Origin of the sequence: Haloplanus sp. (genome assembly GCF_028275055.1) — an archaeon.
GTDB lineage: Archaea > Halobacteriota > Halobacteria > Halobacteriales > Haloferacaceae > Haloplanus.
Window position 1 is genome coordinate 13,469 of the sequence record NZ_JAQCNJ010000011.1, and the last position, 20,577, is coordinate 34,045.

Consider the following 20,577-nt stretch of genomic DNA (forward strand, 5'->3'; position numbering starts at 1 on the left):
CAACCACGTTTTTTGACCGCTCGCCGTTCTCTACTCGTGTGTTCGTACTCGTCAACCTGAAGACGTACCCCTGTGACCCGGCTACCGTCGCCGAGGCCGCCCGCGACGCCACAGAGGAGAGCGACGCACGGATCGCCATCGCCCCACAGACCGCCCACCTCGGTCGTGTCGCCGCCACCGGCATCGAGACGTGGGCCCAACACGTCGCGCCGGTCGATCACGGCAGCCACACCGGCCACACGCTCGCCGAGGCCGTGAGAGCCGCCGGTGCGACTGGAACGCTACTCAACCACTCCGAGCGCCGCCTGACACTCGCCGACATCGACGCCGCCCTCGACGCCGCCGAGCGCGCCGGTCTAGAGACGATCGTCTGTGCGAACAATCCCGATCAAGTTGCGGCCGCGGCGGCTCTCGGGCCGGACGCTGTCGCGGTCGAACCCCCGGAACTCATCGGCGGTGACGTCTCCGTAGCCACGGCCGATCCGGAGATCGTCGAGAAAGCCGTCGCCGCCGCCGACGCGGTCGATCCCGACGTGGCGGTCTACTGTGGGGCCGGCGTCTCGACCGGCGACGACGTGGCCGCCGCGGCCGACCTCGGCGCGGAGGGTGTCCTCCTCGCGAGTGGCGTCGCGAAAGCAGACGATCCGCGGGCGGCGCTTGACGGACTACTCTCGGGCGTTTAAAGGATCTCCGCGTCGGTCAGGTCATCCGACCCGGGGTCGCTCCCATCGTCGGCCGCCATCTGTCGACGCGTCGCGTCGTCGGCCGACGCCGGCGGACCGTCCGTTCCCTTAACCACGACGGCGTCCTCGTCGACGAAGCCAGCGTCCCCGTCGACGTCGTCGTCGACCACCTCCACCTCGCCGCGCTCCTCGACGACCCGTGGGTCCGTCCTCTCGGCGGGGTGTGTCGCCTCGTCGACGAACGCACGTTCCACGCCGCGGACGGCCTCGTCGAGGTCGTCGCCGTCGAGGTGCCCGTCGAACGCCGCCGCGACGCGGTCCGGGAGCGCGTACCGATACCGACTCCCCTCGACGTGTTCGACGAATCCGCCGATCCGCAACGGGCGGTTGCGGCCGTACGCCACCGGCTGATCCGGCGTCCCGCCGGCGGCGACGTGGGCGTCGACCGGATCCGCCGTCCGCTCCCGACGGTAGTGGGCGAGCATCCGCCGCGAGATGCCGGGCAGGTTCTCGATGGCCGACCGCAGGTCAGCGACGACCGCCTCTCTGGTCTCGTGGGTTGTGTTCGGCCGGTCGGCACCGTCGTCGGTCGCCGCCTCCCCCCCGTTCGTTCCGCCCGATTCCGTCGATTCGGCGCCGAACGTCACGTTGACCTGCCCGTCCGGGTGATCGGTCGCGTCGCTCGTGTCGGTCGTGTCGGCGTCCGAACCCACGGGCGTTGCCGTCGTCGAGTCGTCGGGGTCGCCGGCCGTGTCGTCCGGGCCGGCTACGGAGGGGACGGACGGCCACTCCCCCGGTTCGATCGTCGGCCGGTCCAAGAGCGACGAGTCGGAATCGCTCCTCTCGTCCGGGTCCCCGTCGGCATCATCCTCGGACTCGCCCTCACCCTCACCCTCACCCTCACCCTCACCCTCACCCTCACCCTCACCCTCGCCCGGCGTCGCCGCCGGGGTGCGGTTCCGCTCGCTGTCGCCGCGGTAGGGGGCCGCGGCGCTCCGGAGCATCGCCTGCGCGAACTGATCGGCCATCCGCGAGAGGTCGCGGGCCTCGCGTAACTCCGCCTCGAGTTCCTCGATCCGGGCGTTCTTCCGGTCGAGTTTCTGGCGCAGCGCCGCGAGTTCGTTCTCACGCCGCTCCTGTTCGTCGCTGATCTGCCGGAGGTCCGAGACCAGGTCGTCGCTTACGGATTTCAGTTCCGGGCGTTCGAAGTCGTCGAGGCCGGGCGTCGCGCCGGCGTCGAAGGTCCGTTTGCGCCGAAACTGCACCCGGCGTACCGACTCGCTCCAGTCGGTCATCAGGAACGCCTCACCGTCGCCCAGGTCCTCGACTGCGTTCGCGTGTTCGGCATCGATGATCCGGCTCACGACGTTCGTGTCGTTGTTCCACGTGAGCCGGTGCCACACGAGCCAGTCACACTGCGTAATAAAATCCTTTTTTACGTCCGCCGGGCGCTGTGAGATACCGACGATACCGAGGCCGTGTTTCCGCCCCCGCTTGCCGACCTTGATGAGCATCTTCCCCGCCTCGTTGAGCCCACCACCTTCGGGGATGTACTCGTGGACCTCCTCGACGAGCATCAGAAACGGCTTTTTCAGTTTCTTTTCCTTGGCGAATAAATGTCGTGTCACCGACAGTATCAACTTCTTTGCCACGTCGTCGTCGAGATACCCCGACACGTCGAGGATGATCGGGACGTTGTTTTCCAAAGCCAGCGACGCGATCTTCTCCGCGTGTTCCGGACTGACCTGGATGTCACACTCGTCGTCTGCCCCGGCGTGGAGGAGTTCGAACTCCTCTTTGAGCCCGTAGTACTCGCCGTCGGTGTCGACGACGAGAACCGGAAAGTTGTTCTCAAGAAGGTTCTCGACCAACACCGACGCGGTGTTTGACTTTCCCGATCCCGACTTCCCCGTGACGAACCCGCGGCCAGTAAGCAGTTCGACGACCGGGAGCGAGACCGGTGTCCCCGGAACCGCGCCGGTATCGCCTCCCGGACCCTCGCTCACGTCCGCGACGGTTATGACTTCGGTGTCCGTATCGGTGTCCGTCATCGGCCTGTGAGAGGCTCTCCGGACCCATAGTTCCGCGTCAGACGCGTGTCGGCTCTATCCGTCGAAGTCGGTCAGCAACGACTGCTCGTCGTCGATCCAGCCGACCGTGTCGTCGTCGGGCGTCGCTTCCGGGGCGTCTCTCCCTCTGTCGCTTTTCCACCCATCGAGCTGTGCCTGCTCGCCCGCGTCGAAGCGGAGGTTCGACACCCGGACGCCGACCTTCCGGACGGGGTCGCCCGCGAACTCCGCGAGGAGGTCGAGCGCAACCTCCTCGACGAGGCCCGGGGCTGCCACCGGTCCCGGCAACGACCGCTCGCGCGTGTTCACATCGTACGGTGGCGTTACGACTTTGATACCGATAGTTCGGTACAGCGCGCCCTCCCCGTCGGCGCGGTCGGCCACGTCCGCGGCCAGTCCGGCCACGGCTTCACGTTGTCTGTCGGCGTCGGCCGTCGCCTCGGGGAACGCCGACTCCCGCGAGAGACTCTTTGGCCGGCCCATCGGCGTCACCTCCCGGTCATCGTCGCCACGCGCGCGGTCGTAGAACGTCCGCCCCCGCTCCCCGAACCGATCGCGGAGTCGCTGTGGGTTCGTTTCGGCCAACTCGCCGGCCGTCTCGATCCCCATCTGCTTCAACTTCCGGGCCGTTACCGGGCCGACGCCGTGGACCTCCTCGACGGAAAGTGGGGCGAAAAACTCCCGGGCTTCGTCGGGTTCCACGACGACCAGTCCGTCCGGCTTGTCGTGGTCGCTCGCCACCTTCGCGGCGCTCATGGTGGGGGCGACGCCGACGCTCGCGGGCACGCCAACCTCGCGGTCGATCCGCGTTTTGATATGGCGGGCGTACCCCTCCGCGAGCGTGCGCCCGTCGACAACCGTCCACGCCGTCCGGTCGCTCACGTCGAGGTACGCCTCGTCGATGCTCACCTCGCGGAGTCGGTCCGCACACTCCCGGAGCACCGACCTGATCCGCTCGGCCACCCCGCGGTAGTGATCCATGTCGACCGGCCGGTAATGCCCGGCCTCCTCGGCGTCGAGACCCGGCTCCTCGCGGGCCGCTTCCACCCGGGGCAACAGCTCCATCGCCTGCGAGATGGGTTGTGCGCTCTCGACGCCGTACGCCCGGGCCTCGTAACTCGCGGTGGCGACGGCCCCGTGTGACTCGCCGGGCTCGTAACCCATCCCCACGACAACGGGATCGCCCCGCAGGTCGGGGTCGCGCAACCGCTCACAGGAGGCATAAAAACAGTCCATGTCGACGTGACAGACGATCCGCTCGGCGGCATCGTCGTCCGCCGCTCCCGGGAGCGTCTCCCCGCCGGACATACTCACTTTTCGGTCGTCGACGACCCTCAAGATTCCGACGGCTGGCTCCGGTCGGGGTCACGGTCGGTCGTCGAGACCGGCCTCCGGACGAACGGACCGTTCCGCACGTGCGTCTCCGGACCGCGCGAGAACGTATCATCACACCCCGCGTGGCCACTCCACCCCGACAACGATCTGTTCTCGGTCTCGAAAGAGCGTACAGCACTCGAATCGGTCGTCGCCCCCGGTTGAGGCGTCCAGCACCGGGGCGGCGGTCACGGCTACGGTCGGTGTGCGGTCGACGGATCGGTTCCCGCTCCGCGGCGCCGGAACGACGGCTCGGTAAGCGTCGATACGGCTGCCGGCTAGCTCACTTGAGTCGCTCCTGTAAAAAGGAGGGATGGGCGGCGGTCACGCCGTCGATGCTGAGGATGTCGTCGTTGATCACGTCGCCCAGGGCGTCGCCGTCCGGAGCGCGCGTCTCCGCCATCAGCGTGTGATCTCCGGACGAGGTGTAGAGGGATTCGATGGCGTCCATCCGTTTGAGCGCCCGAGTCACCTCAACGTACCGTTCGCTCTCAACCTCGATCCCGACGATCGCGATGGACTGCCCCGAGAGTTTCTTGGGATCTACCTCGGCCGAGTAGCCGACGATCACACCATCGTCTTCCATCTGTTGGATGTACTTTCGCACCGTCGGTTTGGAGACCCCAGCCCGATCGGCGATTTCCCCGTAGGACGCCTGTGCGTCCTCTTCGAGAACGGAGAGAATCCGACGTTCCGTAGCGGTCGTTGCCATACCGAACTGTTTCGGTCGGCGGGAAAAATATGTTGCGAAGGCGAAAACAGGGTTCGCGATCACTTTGTGGGGCGATTCTGGCTATTTGTGTCTATCGAGGAACACGTCGTGGGTGCGCTCCCACTCGTAGTCGTCGTCAAAGTACCGCTCGGCCAGCGGTTCTTCGGGCATCTCGCCGATGGCCTGTTTCTCCTCCTGGTAGGACGGCCGCTCGGAGTCGACGTAGAACCGACCGGTCAGCACCTCGCCTTCGTACAAGGACCGTTCGGCCTCGGTTGCCATCCGCTCCGCGTCGCCCTTATCGGCCGGGTCGAAGTCGTAGTCGTCGTTGTCGTTGACGTCGATGTAAGGGACGTACTGCCGTGCGTCCTTGTTCCACGTCGGACACTGGGTGAGAAAGTCGACGTGGGCGAAGCCGTCGTGTTGCATCGCCTCGGTGAGGATCTTTTTGGCCTGATTCGGATTGACGGCCGCTGTCCGCGCGACGTAGGAGGCTCCGGAGGTGAGCGCCAACGACAACGGCCGGACCGGGTCTTTGGCGCTGCCGTGGGGCTGTGTTTTCGATTTGTGACCCTTCGGCGACGTGGGCGAGGTCTGCCCCTTCGTCAGGCCGAAAATCTCGTTGTTGAACACGATGTATGTCATGTCGTGATTCTCACGGGCGGTGTGCATGAAGTGGTTCCCGCCGATGCCGTAGCCGTCGCCGTCGCCGCCGGCCGCGATAACCTCGACATCGGGGTTGGCGAGTTTGGCCGCCCGCGCGATTGGGAGTGACCGCCCGTGAATCGAGTGGTAGCCGTAGCTCTCGAAGTAACTGTTCAGCTTGCCCGAACAACCGATCCCCGTCACGAGCAACACCTCGTCGGGGTTGCGACCGACCTCGGGCATGGACTGTTTCAGCGCCTTCAGAACGCCGAAGTCACCACAACCCGGACACCACGTCGCCTGTGGTTCGAGGGTGGGTGTAAACTCTTCGCGGTCAACCTCACGGTCCTCACCGATCGCTGAGAATGCACTCATGGATTAGTCACCTGCTGCTGGGATGTACGTCGTCTGCTGGTCGGGGACATCCTGCCCCTCGATGCTCGCTTCGAACCCAGAGACGACCTCTGCGGGCTCGAACGGTTCGCCGTTGTACTTCAGGAGACTGGATAGCTTCCCGCCGAACCGACCCAGTTCCTTCTGCGTGAGGCCGCGGAACTGCCCGGAGGCGTTCATCTCGACGACCAGCGCTTCGTCGACGCTCTCCAAGAACGCCGTCATCTCCGCTTCGGGGTAAGGCATCATGTCGCTCACGCCGATACCTTTGACTGAGTGCCCCGCGTCGTTGAGGCGCTTGACCGCCTCCGCGACCGTCCCCTGCTGGCTCCCGAAGGTGATGAGTCCGTACTCGGCCTCGTCGGGACCCATATGCGTCTGGGTAGACCGTTCGTCGAGGAACTCCCGAACGCCGTCCAGTTTCGCCATCCGGCGTTCCATCTGTGTGACACGGTTTGTGGGGTCCTCGTCGATGTGACCGGCCTCATTGTGCTCGTTACCGGTCACGAGAAAGCGACCGCCCTTCTGACCGGGGATCGACCGCGGACTGACGCCGTCCTCGGCATCGTACCGGTAACGATGGAACTTCCCGCCGGGACCGTGGGGCGCATCCTCCAGTTCCTCCTCTGTGGTCACCGCACCCAGATCGGGATTGGGATCGCGGTCGAAGTGGCTCGCGGGCACGTTCATCAGTTCGCCCCCGAGCTTCTGATCGTAGAGGAGGATGACCGGAATGTTGTAGCCGTACGCGAGTTGGAAGGCGAGTCGGGACTGTTCGTACGCCTCGGCGACCGTCCCCGGTGCCAGCACGACCCGGTTGGAGTCACCCTGACTCGTGTAGAGCACGTGTTCGAGGTCGCCCTGTTCCGGCTTGGTCGGCAGTCCCGTCGAGGGACCGGTGCGCATCGCCTCGACCAGCACCACGGGTGTCTCGGCCATCTCCGCCAGTCCGAGTGGTTCCGACATGAGTGCGAAGCCGCCGCCCGAGGAACCGGACATGGCCTTGACGCCGGCGTGGGAGGCCCCGAGCGCGAGCGCCGCCGCCGCGATTTCGTCCTCGACCTGCTCGGAGATGCCGCCGAGTTCCGGCAGTGCCTGCGACATGATGGTGAACACCTCGGTCCACGGCGTCATCGGATAGCCGGCGATGAACCGACAGCCCTCGTCGATCGCCCCGTATGCGATGGTGTCGCTCCCGGAAAGCAACACCTGCTCCTCGTTGTGGCTTCCTTGGGGAACTTGGAGGTCGTGGGTGAAATCGAACTCCTCCGTCACCATGTCGTGGGTGTAGTGGAGGATCTCCACGTTGGGTTCGAGGATCTCCTCGGGCATCGCCTCCGCCATCAACTCCTCGAAGTACTGGAGATCGATACCGAGAAGCGCGGCCGTTGCCCCGACTCCTGCGGTGTTCCGCATCACCTCCCGGCCGTGATCCCGAGCGATCTCTCGGAGGTTGAGCGGGTAGACGTGCCAGTCGTTTTTCTCGACACGCTCCTCGAAATTGGGGATTTCGTCCACGTCGAGCAGCCCCGTGTCGTAGACGATGACTCCTCCTTCGTTGAGTTCGTCGAGATTCTCCGCCAATGGCTTCACCTCCTCGTTGTCGTAGTAGGCGTCCTCCTGTGGGTTCCGCGCAAAGGAGTCGCCGAGCGCGAGCAGACAGTTGAATCCGTCACCCCGCGAGCGTACGGGGTCCGCGGCCGCCCGAACCTCGGTGTATGTGTGGCCGCCGCGGATCCGAGACGGATAGTGCCGGTGCGTAAATACGTGTAGGCCCGCCCGCATGAGGGCCTTGGCGAAGTTCTGACTGGTCGAGGCGATCCCGTCGCCCGACCCCCCAGCGATCCGCCATATGAGTTCGTGGTCAGTCATAGTTATCTCACGGCCCTCGGGGGGCCAGCACTCGAATCGTTACCTACGGTTCGACTAAAGCCTTTGCTATACATTACCACACAAAAAATGATGTAAAATCCGGCTCCGTCCGCCGATCTGTGCGCCGGTTCTGACGCCCCCAGCCGGCCCGAGACGGTCACACGGAGACAACGTCCGCCCGCAGCGACGCCACCGCGGCGAGCAGTTCCTCGCGGTCGTCGGCCGACACGTCCGCCGCTCGAAGGCTCGTATCGAGATGCTCGGCGACACGGTTGAAGTCCTCGTCCGTGACGTTCAGGTGCGCGTGTGCGGCCGCCATGTTCCGGCTGTCGTACTCGACCGGGCCGCCGGCGACGTGGCTGATGAACCTCGCTTGGTGGTCGCGGAGAGTGTCGGTGTCGACCCCCTCGAAGTACGATTCGAGTCGCTTGTCGGTCAACACACGGTTGTAGAACCCGTCGACCACCGCTTCGATACCTTCTCGACCACCGAGTCTGTCATACAGTGTCTCAGCTGTCATTTGTCTGCTGGCAGTGGATCGAGTCGTATTAATCTCTCCACGCCGGTCGGGGGAAACGACCGTTTGAGGCAGGTGTCGACCCGGGCCGCTTCCGGCGGCTTGGCCGGCGCGTCAACGCGTATGCCGGCCGGTGAGACGTATCCACGCGGCGTGTACGCCGTCCGTCGGCCACCGGTTGCGACACCACCTCACTCGACGTTGTCCGGGCTCCGTGGGTGGTAGTCGGTGTCGTACTCGCCCGGCCGGCCGTCGATCCGGTCGGGGGTGATCCGGCCGCCAAGCAACATGAAATCGAGAACGGTACAGTAGAGCATCGCCTCGACGACGGGAACCGCTCGCGGCGGCAACACGGGGTCGTGGCGTCCCACGACCTGTATCTCCTTTTGATCGCCCGTCTCCCAGTCGACGGTCCGTTGGGATTTCGGGATCGACACCGGTGGATGCCACGTCACCTCGCCGTAGATCGGCTGGCCGGTGGTGATGCCGCCTTGGATCCCGCCGTGGTCGTTGCCGACGGGGACGGGATCGCCCGACTCGTCGAACTCCCAGTCCTCGTTGTACTCGCTGCCCGCCGTCGTCCGGGCGTCGCGACCGATGCCGTACTCGAAGTCCTTGACCGCCGGGATCGAGTACATCGCCTTTGCGAGTCGAGCGGGGACGCTGTCGAACCGCGGCGCACCGAGTCCACGCGGGACACCCCGACACTCAAAGTGGATGGCGCCGCCGATAGAGTCGCCGGCCCGCTGGTGCTCGTCGGCCACCTCGCGCATCGCCTCGGCAGTCTCGGGGTGGGCACATCGGACCTCGTTTTCCTCGCTGTGTTCCAGCATCTCCTCGAACGTCACCGGCGGGGCCTCGACATCGCCGATCTGACTGACGTGGCCCTTGATCCGAACGTCGTGGTCGGAAGCGTCCAACACTCGCTTTGCGACGGCCCCGGCGGCGACCCAGTTCACCGTCTCCCTGGCCGACGACCGTCCGCCCCCACCCCAGTTCCGCGTGCCGAACTTCGCGGAGTAGGTGAAGTCACCGTGACTCGGCCGTGGCGCGGTGACGAACGGCTCGTACTTGCCCGACCGGGCGTCTTTGTTCTCGATGACCATCCCCAGCGGTGTCCCGGTGGTGTAGCCGTCCTGTAGGCCGCTCTGGATGCGCACCTCATCGGGTTCACCGCGACTGGTCGTGATCATCGATTGGCCGGGCTTGCGCCGGTCAAGGTCACGCTGGATATCCTCCTCCGAGAGTTCAACCCCGGCGGGACAGCCTGAGACGACGACCCCCATCGCGTCGCCGTGGCTCTCGCCGTAGGTCGTCAGTTGGAACAGACGACCGAATCGGTTACCGTTCATGTTGTACCACTTCGGCTCCGAGGTCATAAATCACGTCGAAGAACTCCGGAAAAGAGACGTCGACGTGGTCGGCTCCCTCAACGGTCGTCGTCCCCTCCGCGACCAGTCCTGCGACCGAAAGCGCCATCACGATCCGGTGGTCGTCGTGTCCGGCGACGGTCGCTCCCTGCAGGGACGAGTCGCCCCCGTGGATTGTCAGCGTGTCCCGTTTTTCGGTCACCGATGCCCCGAGTGCCTCCAACTCGGTCGCCATCGCGCCAACCCGGTCGGTCTCCTTGTAGCGGACGTGTTCGCAGTTGCCGATCCGCGTCTCGCCGTCCGCGGCCGCGCCGAGAACCGCTATCGTCGGCAACAGGTCGGGTGTATCGCCCACGTCGACGTCGACCCCAGACAGATCGCTTCGCCGGACGGTGATCTCCCCGGCCTCTCGGTCCCAGGACACGTCCGCCCCCATCCGATCCAACACGTCGAGGATAGCGCTGTCGCCCTGCGCGCTCGGCCGCGCCCCCTCGACGACAACCCCCTCGTTCTTCTCGGCGGCCACCGCCCCCGCCGCGAGCAGATACGACATCGACGAGAAGTCGCCGGGCACCGGATACGGCTCCGCGCGTTCGTAGCGTTGCTCGCCCGGGACGCGATAGCCCGCGTCCGTTTCCGTGGCCTCGATCCCGAACTCGTCAAGCACCTCGATCGTGATGTCGACGTACGGGGCCGACTTCAACGCCGTCTCCAAGCCGACCGTAATCCCCTCCTCGGTCACCGCCCCCGCCATCAACAACGCGGTGACGTACTGCGAGGAGACGTCACCCGGGATGGACACCGCTCCGCCGTCGACCCCGCCACCCACCACGAGCGGTGCCTGTCCGTTCTCGCGTGTGCTCTCCGCGCGCCCATCGAGTCCCTCGATCGCATCGAGCAGCGGTCCCTGCGGGCGCGACCGGAGCGACGAGTCGCCGGTCAACACCGTCAGGCCGTCCCCGAGCGCCGCACACGCGGTACTGATCCGCATCGTCGTGCCGCTGTTTTCGCAGTCGATCACGTCCGCCGGAACGTCGGGCCGGCCGTCGAACCCCTCGACACGAAGCCGGCGGTCGTCCCGGTCGACGGCTCCACCGAACGCCTCGACCGCCCGCATCGTCGCTCGTGTGTCCGCGCTCACGAGCGGACCGGCGACGACCGCCGCGTCGCTGTACCCCGCCGCCAGTATCGCCCGGTGTGTGTAACTCTTCGACGGCGGCGCACGCGCTCGACCGCAGACCTGCGATCGGCCGATATCCACGTCCATGACCCACGATCGGACGGCCACCGTATCAGCGTACCGACCGGCGGCGAACGGACCACTCCCGACCGCGACCGGCACGGACTTCCCAGCCATGACATACGTGATCGGACGGGCGACACCGACGATAAACAGCGTCACTCCGGACGTCGTGACGGTGCTGTGAGACGCCTCGAGAACGCTACCCAGATCCAGTTCGTCGTACACCGACACACCGATACCGAGGGTGTAGCCGACCGCCACCGCACCGGCCTCGGTCGGGGTGAACACCCCGGAGAGGATTCCGCCGACGATGATGACGGGCATGATAAGCGACAGAACCGCGTCCCGCCGGCCTCGTCGCAAGCGTCGGCTCTACCGACTCTGTGGACTCGCCGGCGGCATTCGATCCGCGGCTTTTGATCGAGCGTTCGAAAAACGGCGGCGTCAGCCTCCTGTTCGTGGACGATCTCGGGATGCCCGTCGCAACGGTCGTCGTGGTCTACGACCTCTTCCAACAGGTCGCCGGAGCGCTGGCCGCGGACCTACCGTTTCCGTGGCCGGGGGGTGTGCCGCCCGGATCCACCGCGTGACAGTGCCGGTCCACCCCGACGGTACAACGACCGCCAGGCGCGTGCCGCGGGCAGGGAACGGACCTCATCTTCTAAATGGCCCCGCGGAATAGAACCCCTATGTTCGACAAGTCGACGTGGATCAAGCTTCCGCGAAACGTCGTTGTGGGTCACGCTGTTCTCGACGACCTCGGCGACGTGATCGACGACCTCGCCGTCGACGGCCGGCCGTTGGTCGTCACCAGTCCGACGCCGAACCGGCTCGTCGGCGACCACGTCCGCGCACAACTCGGCGACGACCCGGCCACGATCGCCGTCGAGACGGCCGGCTTCGGCGCGGTCGAACGGGTCGTTGAGACGGCGACCGCCGAGGAGGTCACCTATCTCGTCGGTCTCGGCGGCGGGAAACCGATCGATATCGCGAAGATGGCCGCCGACCGCCTCGGTCTCGGCTTTGTCTCCGTCCCCACCGCCGCCAGCCACGACGGCATCGTCAGCGGCCGGTCGTCCATCCCCGAAGGCGACACGCGCCACAGCGTCGCCGCCGACCCGCCGCTTGCCGTTGTCGCCGACACCGAGGTGCTCGCGGCCGCGCCGTGGGAACTGACAACGGCCGGTTGTGCCGACATCGTTTCCAACTACACCGCCGTCGCGGACTGGACCCTCGCCAACCGCCTCCAGAACGTCGGCTACTCCGAGTACGCCGGCGCGCTCTCCCGGATGACCGCCGAACTCCTCGTCGAGAGCGCGGACTCGATCAAACAGGGACTGGAGGAATCCGCGTGGGTCGTGGTAAAGGCGCTCGTCTCCTCCGGTGTCGCCATGTCCATTGCGGGATCGTCCCGCCCCGCGAGCGGGGCCGAACACCTCTTCTCCCACCGGTTGGACCGCATCGCCCCGGACCGCGCGTTCCACGGCCACCAGGTCGGCGTCGGGTCGATCCTCGTCGCCTACCTCCACGAGGGCGAAAAGGGAATGTGGCGGAACATCCGCGACGCCTTGGCGACCATCGGCGCGCCGACGACCGCCGCCGACCTCGGCTTCGACGACGGAACTGTGATCGAGGCGCTGACGACCGCCCACCGCATCCGCGACCGGTACACCATCCTCGGGAGCGGGATCAGCGACGCCGCCGCCCGCGAAGCCGCCGTCGCCACCGGCGTCATATAACGGAAAGGACAAGCCGGTCCGGTCCTGACCGACGGATATGGCAACGGCTAGCGCCAACGGCCCGGTCAAAAACCACCCTGCCGCCGTCACCGCGCTCCTTTCTGTCGTGGGCTACACGCTCGTCGTGGGGACGTTTCTCGGCGTCGTCCCCGCCTCGATTTTCCCCGACCTCTCGCTGTGGCAGGTGAACCGTCTCTCGGACGCCATCGCGGTCGTTAACACCGTCGCCACCTTCTCGCTGATCGCGGGGTGGCGGTGGATTCGGCGCGATGAGGTGCGAAAACACGCCGCCGCTATGGCCTCGGCTTTTGGCCTCATCCTCCTCTTTCTCGTTCTCTACCTGACGAAAATCGGTGGCGGTGGCACCAAGGAGTTCGTCGGCCCACAACTCGCCTACTACGCCTACCTCGCGATGCTCGCGATCCATATCGTTCTCTCCGTGGTCTCAGTTCCGGTCGTTCTCTACGCCATCGTGCTGGGACTGACCCACACACCGTCCGAACTCCGTCGGACCGCCCACGCCCGCGTCGGCAGGGTCGCCGCCAGCGCGTGGATCCTCTCTTTGTCGCTGGGTGTCGTCGCGTATCTCCTTCTCAACCACGTCTACGCGTGGGAGTTCGTTGAGGCGGCTGTCGTCGCGGTGCCGCCTCCGATCGGCGCCTGAGGGGTGCAGTCTGTGTGCCGACCTACGCCATCTCCCGACGCACGACGACCACGGGCACATCGGTCCGGCGGATCACCCGTTCGGTGACGCTGCCGACCAAGTAGCGATCCAGCCCGTCCCTGCCGTGTGTTCCCATCGCGACCAGATTGATCCCACGGTCGTCGACGTAGTCGAGGATGGCGTTCTCCGGGACGCCTTCGCCAACCTCGCTGGTCGACGCCACGCCCCGGTTGCCCGCCCGCTGTTTGATGGCCGTCGTTGCCCGTTCTCCCTCCGCGCGGAGTGTCTCGCGGCGCTCCGCCGAATCGAGCGCCGGCGCGCTGTGTTCGATCGGGTCGGCTTCAACGACAAAGAGCGCGTGGACCGTCGCGCCGAACCGCTCGGCGATCGGTAGCGTGTGGTCGACGGCCGCCAATGCGGCGTCGCTCCCGTCGGTCGGAATCAGGATGTCGTCGTACACGGGCGTGAGTCCGGCCGGGCCTCCCCTCAATCCGTGTGATCGATCCCGCCGGCCGGGAATCGGCCGAACCGACGGAATGAGTTTTTTGTGTCCGGTCGTGTTGCTCGCAGACGTGCGCATCGCCTTCGTGACGATGGCGACGGCCCACCATGTCAACGACCGGCACGCCCGTCGCGTGCGCTCGGTCGCCGAGCGACTGGCCGCCCGGGGCCACGACGTCGTCTGTTGCTGTGCGCAGTGGTGGGACGGCGACCACCCCGCCTTCGATTTCGAGGGCATCACATACCGCCGGGTGACCGCCGAGCGGACGCCGCGGGCGTTTGTCGCGAAACTGCCGTTCGTCCTCAACAGCGTGCGCCCGGAGGTGGTCCACGTCGCCACCCGCCCGCCGCTCGCGGTGCCGGCAGCACGGGCCGCCGCCCACCTCCGCCGGGCGCCCGTCGTTGCCGATTGGTGGGACGTCCCCGACGGAAACGGAAACGAGAAAGCGTGGGAGCGCAGCCTGGCCGTCCGCTCGCCGAACGCCGTGGTGGTCCCCTCACGAACCGTCGCGACGACCGTCCGCGAGTATGGCGCCGACCCCGACGACATCGCGGTGATCCCGGACGGCATCGACGTGGCTACCGTCCGGGACGCGCCGACCGACACACGGGCCGATGTGGTGTACGCCCGCCAACTCGACGCACACGCCAACGTCGAAGGGGTCCTTCTCGCCCTCGCGGAACTCCGCGACCGGGACTGGCGGGCCGCGATTATCGGCGATGGCCCTGCGCGCTCGGACGCAGAACGCACCGCGAGCGACCTCCGGATCGACGACCGGGTCGAGTTCCTCGGCGATCTCCCGCCGGCAGAGCGGATCCCGATCCTCAAAGGTGCACACGTGTTTGCCCAGACGGCGACGTGGGAGCCGTTCGCGACGGAACTTCTGCGGGCGCTCGCCTGTGGCTGTGTCGGCATCGTCGAGTACCAGACCGCCTCGGCCGCCCACGAACTCGTCGAGGGCGACCCCCGCGGATCGCTGGTGACCGGCCCGGTCGAACTCGCCGACGAAATCGTCGCCGCCGCGAACATGGAGCGGTGGTCGATCGATGAGGGGTACGCCGACTACGACCACGAGGCCGTCGCCTCGCGGTACGTCGACCGATACGAGCGGTCGATCGACGACTATGGCCTTCTCTGACCGTCCACCGTTCCGGAACGCTTTTGCCTTCGATACGTCCACGGATGCACATGAGCGACGACGTAGCGGCCGAACTCCGCGAACAGTTCCGGACGGCCTTCGAGGGGGCCGATTTCCCCGTGACCGACCAGATGGATCTCGTCCCGACGCTTCCGGACGGTCCGGGAACCCGGTTCGAGGCCGGCGACGTCTCCTTTTCTGCGATGGAACTCGCCGCGAACCTCGACGGACACCAGGAGTTCCCCTACGAGTCGGTCGAAGACCTCGTTGACGACGTGATGGCGGGGCTGGAAGCCGAGAACCTGTTGTAGGCCGGCACGTCGACGGCGGAGAACCGATCACACCGCACGGCCACGCGGATATCCACACGTCCGCCACCGAGACGCCGCCCCGCGGTGATGCGGATCCCGAACCACGATTCTGACCCCGACTCCGACGACCGAAGCGGAGTCAACCTGTGCCGGGCGGCGACTCCGACACGAACCGCTGGCCGCGGGCCCGTACCGAGAGGTCGAACGCCTTGCCGAGGATGTTGATCGTCGACTCCGACCGTGCCCGTGAATCTATGTGGTAGTGTGCGAGTGCGTCGGCCCGCTTGGCCCGTTGCCCCAGCACGTGGAGCAATTTGAACACGGTCCGGAGGTCGAACTTCTCGATGAGTTCCGAGAGGATGTCGAACTCGACGGCTATCCTGCCGGCGGCCGCCTCGTACTCCTTGATGACGCGGGAGAGCGTCTCTCCCAGTCCCGAAAGACCGAGCCGACCGTCGAGTTGAACGAGTTCCAGTGGCATCTCGGAGCTATCGATCCCGGAGACGTTCTCCAGCACGTCGGACTTCGTGGTGACGATGACCGTCTGTGCCGGCCACTCGCGTAACTCGTCGTGCAACAGTCGAAGGCGTTCGTCCGGGGCCGTCGTCACGAACACCACGATGTCCCCTGGAGAAAGAAGATGGACTCGTGCGTTGTCCGAGGCGGCGCTCCCGTGCGGCGACCGAACCAAGACGTTCCCCGTTCCGTCGATGTTATCCGTGACATGGACGCCCGACTCGACGAGTGATGTGACGTGGTCGAGGAGATGTCGTTTGAGTTTCTCGATCCCGTCGTCCAGACCGTGGTACTGCCCGGTACTCTCGCAGTATGGACAGTCCCAGCGGAGACGAAAGTCATGCTTGGTCACCCGCTGTCGGTGGTGGTCAAGCACGTGCGACCCGACGGCGTCGACGAGTGCGTCCTTGCTCGCAGACCAGACGACGAACGAGCAGTGCTGACACCGAAATCGGTAGACCATCGGGCCAGTCTACGACCACTACGACGGTACGTCACTTTTTCGTTCCGGTCTTGGAAGCCCCCGCGACACGGGTGCCGACCGACGTGCCGGTAGCCGAGCGGACACGGCGTCGACCGGCGGGCAGGGGAACACGTTTTGCCCGTCCCCGGTCAACGACACGTATGTTCGACATCGAGCGCTACCTCAACGTCCGGAACGCCCACGACGCTTCGGTCGGCCCGGACGGCGACCGCCTCTCCTTTCTCATGGACACGACCGGCGTCCCGCAGGTGTGGACGCTCGAAGACCCCGGCGGCTGGCCCGAACAACGCACCTTTTTCGACGACCGCGTCACCTTCGCCTCGTGGTCGCCCGCCCGCCCCGAACTGATCGTCGGCCGTGATCGTGGGGGCGACGAGCGCGAGACGTTCTACCGTCTTGACGCCACCGACGGGACAATCACCGACGTGACCAGACATCCCGACGCAAAACACTGGTTCGGCGGCTGGGGCCCGGACGGCGACCGTTTTGCCTTCGTCTCGAACCGCCGCGACGAGGCCGTCTTCGACGTGTACGTTCAGGACCGCGATGCCGTCGGCGACGACGCCGTCCGTGTCGCCGAGGGCGACGGGTGGCTTTCGGTCGGCGGGTGGAGTCCCGACGGCGACCGACTCCTCCTCACGAGGTCACACTCCAGTTTCGACCAAGACCTGTACGCGCTCGACGTCGACTCCGGGACGCGTCGCCACCTCACGCCACACGAGGGCGACGTGCGCCACCTGAGCGCCGACTGGGGCCCCGACGGCGAGAACGTCTACCTCGTCACCGACCGCGACACCGACACGCTCTCGCTCTCGCGGATCGACCTCGCGACCGGCGACCTGTCGGCCGTCGAGGCCGCTGATCCCGGCTCCGAGGACCCGCTCGCGGACGACGGGTGGAACGTCGACGGCGTCACACTCGACCCGGACTCCCGTCGGCTGGTCTACTCGCGTAACGTCGACGGCTACACCCACATCCGGGTCGCCGAACTCGTCGCGCCCGGCCGGATCGACCACTTCCCCGCGCCGAACCTGCCCCCGTCTGTCGCCGGTGGCGTGAGTTTCGGCCCCGACGGCGACCACTTTGCGCTGACGGTCACCCGGAGCGACGACACCGCGAACGTCTATCTCGTCGAGACGACGACCGGCGAGGCGACCCGCTGGACCCGCGCTTCGACGGCCGGGATCCCCCGGGACTCCTTTGTCGCGCCCGAACTCGTCCGCTACCCTTCCTTCGACGGTCTCGATATCCCCGCCTTTTTCTCGTTACCGGCGACGGACACCGGCCACGGGGAGACGCCCGTGGTCGTCGACGTCCACGGCGGCCCCGAATCACAGCGACGACCATCCTTCGGCCGGGTGAAACAGTACCTCCTCGCACGGGGGTATGCGGTGTTCGAACCCAACGTCCGGGGATCGACCGGCTACGGCAAGACATACACCCACCTCGACGACGTGGAAAACCGGATGGACGCCGTTGCCGACCTGAAAGCCGGTGCCGACTGGCTGTGCGACCACCCCGCCGTCGATCCCGACCGCATCGCCGTCATGGGCGCGTCCTACGGCGGCTTCATGACCCTCGCCGCCCTGACCGCGTACCCCGATGTCTGGGCGGCTGGCGTCGACATCGTCGGTATCGCCAACTTCGTTACGTTTCTTGAGAACACCGGCGACTGGCGGCGTGAACTCCGCGAAGCCGAGTACGGCTCGCTCGACGACGACCGCGACGTTCTCGAATCCATCAGCCCCATCCACGACGTGGCCGCCATCGAGGCCCCCCTGTTCGTTCTCCACGGCGAGAACGATCCACGCGTCCCCGTGAGCGAGGCCCGGCGGATCGTCGCGGAGGCCCGCGATACCGGCCTCCCGGTCCGCGAACTCGTTTTCGATGACGAGGGCCACGGCTTCACGAAACTGGAAAACCGGATCGAGGCCTACTCGGCAATCGCCGAGTTCCTGGACACCCACCTCGGGGCCTGAACCGGTCGCTCAGGCCGCGTGGTCGTCTGGGTTGGCGGCGCGGTCCGCGACGGTGTCGTTTTGGGCGGGGTCACGTCGTGGGTCGGCGGCGGCGGCGAGTTCGCCGGAGTGCATCGCCTCGTCTTCGGCTTCATCGGCTTCGTCTTCGGTTTCGGCCTCCTCCCCGTCTGTCTCCGTCTCGGGGTCCTCGGCTTCTGTGGGATCCGGTTCGGGTTCGGGGTCGGATTCAGGTTCGGGCCCCGGGTCCGACCCGACGGCGTCAGCGCTTGAGCCCCCGCGGAAAAGCGACAACAACTTGCCGAACAGGCTCACGGGGACGCACCCCCCACCCCAGTGGCCGCCGCGGGTGGTCGTGCCGGTGACGGCGCGGTGACCGCCTGTTCTGTCTGTTTTCCGGCGTCACGGGAGCCCCGGACCATCACCGTCACGGCAGCGAGAACCGTCACCACGATACTCGTTACGGTTGCTGTGACCGCCTCGTCTCCGATGCCGGCAGTTGGTTTGATTCGATACATGTTTTTGGTTACCATTCCCCTCTATTATACATGTAGCCGCCGGATCGTGGACTTCGTTAGAATCAAACGGCCGTGTGATGAATGGTCACACATGAGTGCAGGGCAGGAGCAGCGGACGATCCGGTGTCTCGTCGCCAAGGTCGGCCTCGACGGGCACGACCGCGGGGCACAGGTCATTGCACGCGCCTTCCGTGATGCGGGGTTCGAGGTGATCTACTCCGGACTCCACCGCGCACCGGAGGAGATCGTTCAGGCGGCCGTTCAGGAGGACGTGGATGTGCTCGGCATTTCGATTCTCTCGGGGGCGCACAACACGCTGATCCCGAAGGTGATCGAGGGACTGAAACAGTACGGCGCGTTCGAGGACACACTCATCATCGTCGGTGGAATCGTCCCCGACGACGATCGGCGGGAACTGAAGGAGGCGGGCGTCGCCGAGGTGTTCGGCCCAGGAACGCCGATGAGCGAGACCGTCGAGTTCGTCCGCAAACACGTTCCCGACAGATGAGCGACGCCGACGCCGACGCCGACGCCGAGGATCTGGTCGACGGTGTTCTCGACGGCGATCACCGGGCACTCGCCCGCACGATCACGAAAATCGAGAACCGGGCACCAGGGTATCGCGACCTCGTCTCGTCGCTGCACGCCCACACCGGGGGCGCGGAGGTCGTCGGGGTTACCGGAAGTCCGGGCGCGGGCAAGTCGACTCTCGTCGACAAACTCGCCACGCGCTACCGGGACCGGGGACTCACCGTCGGTGTGATCGCCGTCGATCCCTCGTCACCGTATTCCGGGGGCGCGGTGCTCGGCGACCGCATCCGTATGGCCTCGAACATCGGCGATATGGACGTGTTCTTCCGGTCGATGAGTGCCCGCGGCCAACTGGGTGGTCTGTCGACGGCCACCGGTGACGCCATCAAGGCACTCGATGCCTTCGGCAAGGATCGGATCATCGTCGAGACGGTTGGCGCGGGACAGAACGAGGTGGACGTGGTTCGCACTGCTGATACGGTCGTCGTGCTCGTACAACCCGGTAGCGGCGACGACGTTCAGATGCTCAAAGCCGGTATTTTGGAGATCGGTGACGTGTTCGTCGTGAACAAAGCCGATATGGACGGTGTACGGACGACCGTCTCGGACCTCCAAGAGATGCTCCACATGCGCGACGGAACGACCGCCGTCGACGCCGGTCACCACGGTTCCGGCATGGCCGTTGGCACCGACGGCGAGACTACAGGGACGGACCGCGACTGGGACCCCCGAATCGTCGAGACAGTCGCCACCGAGGGGGACGGCGTCGACGATCTGATCGACACTCTCACCGATCACTACGACCATCTCCGAACGAGCGGTGAACTCGACCGTCGGCAGCGGGCCCGCCACGCCGAGGAGATCCGCCGACTGCTTCGCTCTGCCGCCGCCGAACTGCTGGAGGACGAACTCGACCGGTACGGTGGGATCGACGCCCTCGTCGACGAGGTGCAGGCTCGGGAGACCGATCCCTACACCGTCGTTGACCGGGTGCTTGACCCGCTTGTCGACTGTATCGAGCGCAGTGAGGACTGACCCTTACAAGTGACCGACAGTATAAGACGCCTGCGACCAATCACTAGTCATGCGACTTCGACGCCTCGCCGCCATCGCGGGTCTCGGAACCGCCGCGGCCGTCGCCAGCGACCGACTCCTGAGCGACGCCGCCGGCGAACTCGAACCCGCCCTCGACGCCCCCGAACGGACGTACCGTTGGCGCGACCTCAGCGTTGCATACGCCGAGGCCGGCGATGTGGACGACCCCGACCTCATCTGCCTCCACGGTCTCAATGCCGCCGGATCGTCCGGCGAGTTCCGTGA

20 protein-coding genes and 2 pseudogenes are annotated in these 20,577 nt (G+C 66.3%); 10 read left to right on the plus strand and 12 right to left on the minus strand.

What is annotated here, in order from left to right; genetic code table 11:
* The first annotated feature begins 38 nt into the window (after positions 1-38).
* Entirely contained in the window at positions 39-683 is a 645-nt protein-coding gene (gene tpiA / locus Q0925_RS01575) for a triose-phosphate isomerase (protein ID WP_299331162.1), read from the plus strand.
* Here tpiA and Q0925_RS01580 read toward each other — a convergent pair.
* The 9 genes and pseudogenes from Q0925_RS01580 to Q0925_RS01620 form a co-directional block, all read right to left on the minus strand.
* Complete coding sequence (locus Q0925_RS01580; protein WP_299331163.1) at positions 680-2,734, minus strand: ATP-binding protein; 2,055 nt, start codon at positions 2,732-2,734, stop codon at positions 680-682. The two genes, tpiA and Q0925_RS01580, sit on opposite strands and share 4 nt — an antisense overlap.
* A gap of 54 nt (positions 2,735-2,788) precedes the next feature.
* Entirely contained in the window at positions 2,789-4,060 is a 1,272-nt protein-coding gene (gene dinB, locus Q0925_RS01585; protein ID WP_299331187.1) for a DNA polymerase IV, read from the minus strand.
* Positions 4,061-4,409: 349 nt separating this feature from the next.
* Entirely contained in the window at positions 4,410-4,838 is a 429-nt protein-coding gene (gene lrpA1, locus Q0925_RS01590; RefSeq protein ID WP_299331164.1) for an HTH-type transcriptional regulator LrpA1, read from the minus strand.
* 81 nt (positions 4,839-4,919) lie between these two features.
* On the minus strand, positions 4,920-5,858 hold the full coding sequence (locus Q0925_RS01595) for a thiamine pyrophosphate-dependent enzyme (protein WP_299331165.1): 939 nt from the start codon (positions 5,856-5,858) through the stop codon (positions 4,920-4,922).
* 3 nt (positions 5,859-5,861) lie between these two features.
* Positions 5,862-7,748, minus strand: a complete 1,887-nt coding sequence (locus Q0925_RS01600) for a 2-oxoacid:acceptor oxidoreductase subunit alpha (RefSeq protein WP_299331166.1) — start codon at positions 7,746-7,748, stop codon at positions 5,862-5,864.
* Between the two features lie 157 nt (positions 7,749-7,905).
* The gene (locus Q0925_RS01605) at positions 7,906-8,268 is read right to left on the minus strand and encodes a group I truncated hemoglobin (RefSeq protein WP_299331167.1); all 363 of its coding nucleotides are present in this window, start codon (positions 8,266-8,268) and stop codon (positions 7,906-7,908) included.
* 188 nt (positions 8,269-8,456) lie between these two features.
* The gene (aroC, locus tag Q0925_RS01610; protein ID WP_299331190.1) at positions 8,457-9,617 is read right to left on the minus strand and encodes a chorismate synthase; all 1,161 of its coding nucleotides are present in this window, start codon (positions 9,615-9,617) and stop codon (positions 8,457-8,459) included.
* Positions 9,607-10,902, minus strand: coding sequence for a 3-phosphoshikimate 1-carboxyvinyltransferase (aroA, locus tag Q0925_RS01615; RefSeq protein WP_299331192.1), 1,296 nt, complete (start codon positions 10,900-10,902; stop codon positions 9,607-9,609). Before aroA ends, aroC begins: the two co-directional genes overlap by 11 nt.
* A 69-nt stretch (positions 10,903-10,971) precedes the next feature.
* Positions 10,972-11,241: pseudogene (locus Q0925_RS01620) on the minus strand (TRAP transporter large permease subunit); the annotation flags it as partial.
* A 20-nt stretch (positions 11,242-11,261) separates the two neighbouring features.
* Between Q0925_RS01620 and Q0925_RS01625 the strand changes: the two are divergent.
* The 3 genes from Q0925_RS01625 to Q0925_RS01635 all read left to right on the plus strand — a co-directional run bounded on the left by Q0925_RS01625 (position 11,262) and on the right by Q0925_RS01635 (position 13,281).
* Positions 11,262-11,468 (plus strand): hypothetical protein, encoded by a 207-nt coding sequence (locus Q0925_RS01625; RefSeq protein WP_299331168.1) that lies wholly within the window; start codon positions 11,262-11,264, stop codon positions 11,466-11,468.
* A 99-nt stretch (positions 11,469-11,567) separates the two neighbouring features.
* Positions 11,568-12,617, plus strand: a complete 1,050-nt coding sequence (locus tag Q0925_RS01630) for an NAD(P)-dependent glycerol-1-phosphate dehydrogenase (RefSeq protein WP_299331169.1) — start codon at positions 11,568-11,570, stop codon at positions 12,615-12,617.
* A 37-nt stretch (positions 12,618-12,654) separates the two neighbouring features.
* The gene (locus tag Q0925_RS01635; protein ID WP_299331170.1) at positions 12,655-13,281 is read left to right on the plus strand and encodes a DUF420 domain-containing protein; all 627 of its coding nucleotides are present in this window, start codon (positions 12,655-12,657) and stop codon (positions 13,279-13,281) included.
* Positions 13,282-13,303: 22 nt separating this feature from the next.
* Here the strand turns inward: Q0925_RS01635 and Q0925_RS01640 are convergent, their stop codons facing one another.
* A complete protein-coding gene (locus Q0925_RS01640) occupies positions 13,304-13,741 on the minus strand; it encodes a universal stress protein (protein ID WP_299331171.1) in 438 nt (145 codons plus the stop codon).
* A 112-nt stretch (positions 13,742-13,853) separates the two neighbouring features.
* Here Q0925_RS01640 and Q0925_RS01645 point away from each other — a divergent pair, with 112 nt between their 5' ends.
* A complete protein-coding gene (locus Q0925_RS01645; RefSeq protein ID WP_299331172.1) occupies positions 13,854-14,921 on the plus strand; it encodes a glycosyltransferase in 1,068 nt (355 codons plus the stop codon).
* A gap of 50 nt (positions 14,922-14,971) precedes the next feature.
* Positions 14,972-15,232, plus strand: coding sequence for an MTH865 family protein (locus tag Q0925_RS01650; RefSeq protein ID WP_299331173.1), 261 nt, complete (start codon positions 14,972-14,974; stop codon positions 15,230-15,232).
* Positions 15,233-15,371: 139 nt separating this feature from the next.
* Here Q0925_RS01650 and Q0925_RS01655 read toward each other — a convergent pair whose 3' ends face one another.
* On the minus strand, positions 15,372-16,211 hold the full coding sequence (locus Q0925_RS01655) for a DUF7504 family protein (protein ID WP_299331175.1): 840 nt from the start codon (positions 16,209-16,211) through the stop codon (positions 15,372-15,374).
* A gap of 161 nt (positions 16,212-16,372) precedes the next feature.
* Here Q0925_RS01655 and Q0925_RS01660 point away from each other — a divergent pair, with 161 nt between their 5' ends.
* Entirely contained in the window at positions 16,373-18,211 is a 1,839-nt protein-coding gene (locus Q0925_RS01660; RefSeq protein ID WP_299331177.1) for a S9 family peptidase, read from the plus strand.
* 9 nt (positions 18,212-18,220) lie between these two features.
* Here Q0925_RS01660 and Q0925_RS01665 read toward each other — a convergent pair whose 3' ends face one another.
* On the minus strand, positions 18,221-18,523 hold the full coding sequence (locus Q0925_RS01665) for a hypothetical protein (protein WP_299331179.1): 303 nt from the start codon (positions 18,521-18,523) through the stop codon (positions 18,221-18,223).
* A gap of 294 nt (positions 18,524-18,817) precedes the next feature.
* Between Q0925_RS01665 and Q0925_RS01670 the strand changes: the two genes are divergently transcribed.
* The 3 genes and pseudogenes from Q0925_RS01670 to Q0925_RS01680 all read left to right on the plus strand — a co-directional run.
* Positions 18,818-19,234 carry a cobalamin B12-binding domain-containing protein gene (locus Q0925_RS01670; protein ID WP_299331181.1) on the plus strand — a complete coding sequence of 139 codons (417 nt, stop codon included), beginning with the start codon at positions 18,818-18,820 and terminating at the stop codon, positions 19,232-19,234.
* A complete protein-coding gene (meaB, locus tag Q0925_RS01675; RefSeq protein ID WP_299331183.1) occupies positions 19,231-20,292 on the plus strand; it encodes a methylmalonyl Co-A mutase-associated GTPase MeaB in 1,062 nt (353 codons plus the stop codon). Before Q0925_RS01670 ends, meaB begins: the two co-directional genes overlap by 4 nt.
* A gap of 49 nt (positions 20,293-20,341) precedes the next feature.
* Positions 20,342-20,577: pseudogene (locus tag Q0925_RS01680) on the plus strand (alpha/beta hydrolase); the annotation flags it as partial.

Bases quoted from the DNA above. Each gene is read 5' to 3' on its own strand.
- Q0925_RS01670 (WP_299331181.1), top strand. From the start codon at position 18,818: ATGAGTGCAGGGCAGGAGCAGCGGACGATCCGGTGTCTCGTCGCCAAG.
- Q0925_RS01660 (WP_299331177.1), top strand. From the start codon at position 16,373: ATGTTCGACATCGAGCGCTACCTCAACGTCCGGAACGCCCACGACGCT.
- meaB (WP_299331183.1), top strand. From the start codon at position 19,231: ATGAGCGACGCCGACGCCGACGCCGACGCCGAGGATCTGGTCGACGGT.
- Q0925_RS01650 (WP_299331173.1), top strand. From the start codon at position 14,972: ATGAGCGACGACGTAGCGGCCGAACTCCGCGAACAGTTCCGGACGGCC.
- Q0925_RS01600 (WP_299331166.1), bottom strand. From the start codon at position 7,748: ATGACTGACCACGAACTCATATGGCGGATCGCTGGGGGGTCGGGCGAC.
- Q0925_RS01595 (WP_299331165.1), bottom strand. From the start codon at position 5,858: ATGAGTGCATTCTCAGCGATCGGTGAGGACCGTGAGGTTGACCGCGAA.
- lrpA1 (WP_299331164.1), bottom strand. From the start codon at position 4,838: ATGGCAACGACCGCTACGGAACGTCGGATTCTCTCCGTTCTCGAAGAG.
- aroA (WP_299331192.1), bottom strand. From the start codon at position 10,902: ATGGACGTGGATATCGGCCGATCGCAGGTCTGCGGTCGAGCGCGTGCG.
- Q0925_RS01605 (WP_299331167.1), bottom strand. From the start codon at position 8,268: ATGACAGCTGAGACACTGTATGACAGACTCGGTGGTCGAGAAGGTATC.
- dinB (WP_299331187.1), bottom strand. From the start codon at position 4,060: ATGTCCGGCGGGGAGACGCTCCCGGGAGCGGCGGACGACGATGCCGCC.
- Q0925_RS01580 (WP_299331163.1), bottom strand. From the start codon at position 2,734: ATGACGGACACCGATACGGACACCGAAGTCATAACCGTCGCGGACGTG.
- Q0925_RS01655 (WP_299331175.1), bottom strand. From the start codon at position 16,211: ATGGTCTACCGATTTCGGTGTCAGCACTGCTCGTTCGTCGTCTGGTCT.
- aroC (WP_299331190.1), bottom strand. From the start codon at position 9,617: ATGAACGGTAACCGATTCGGTCGTCTGTTCCAACTGACGACCTACGGC.
- Q0925_RS01630 (WP_299331169.1), top strand. From the start codon at position 11,568: ATGTTCGACAAGTCGACGTGGATCAAGCTTCCGCGAAACGTCGTTGTG.
- Q0925_RS01635 (WP_299331170.1), top strand. From the start codon at position 12,655: ATGGCAACGGCTAGCGCCAACGGCCCGGTCAAAAACCACCCTGCCGCC.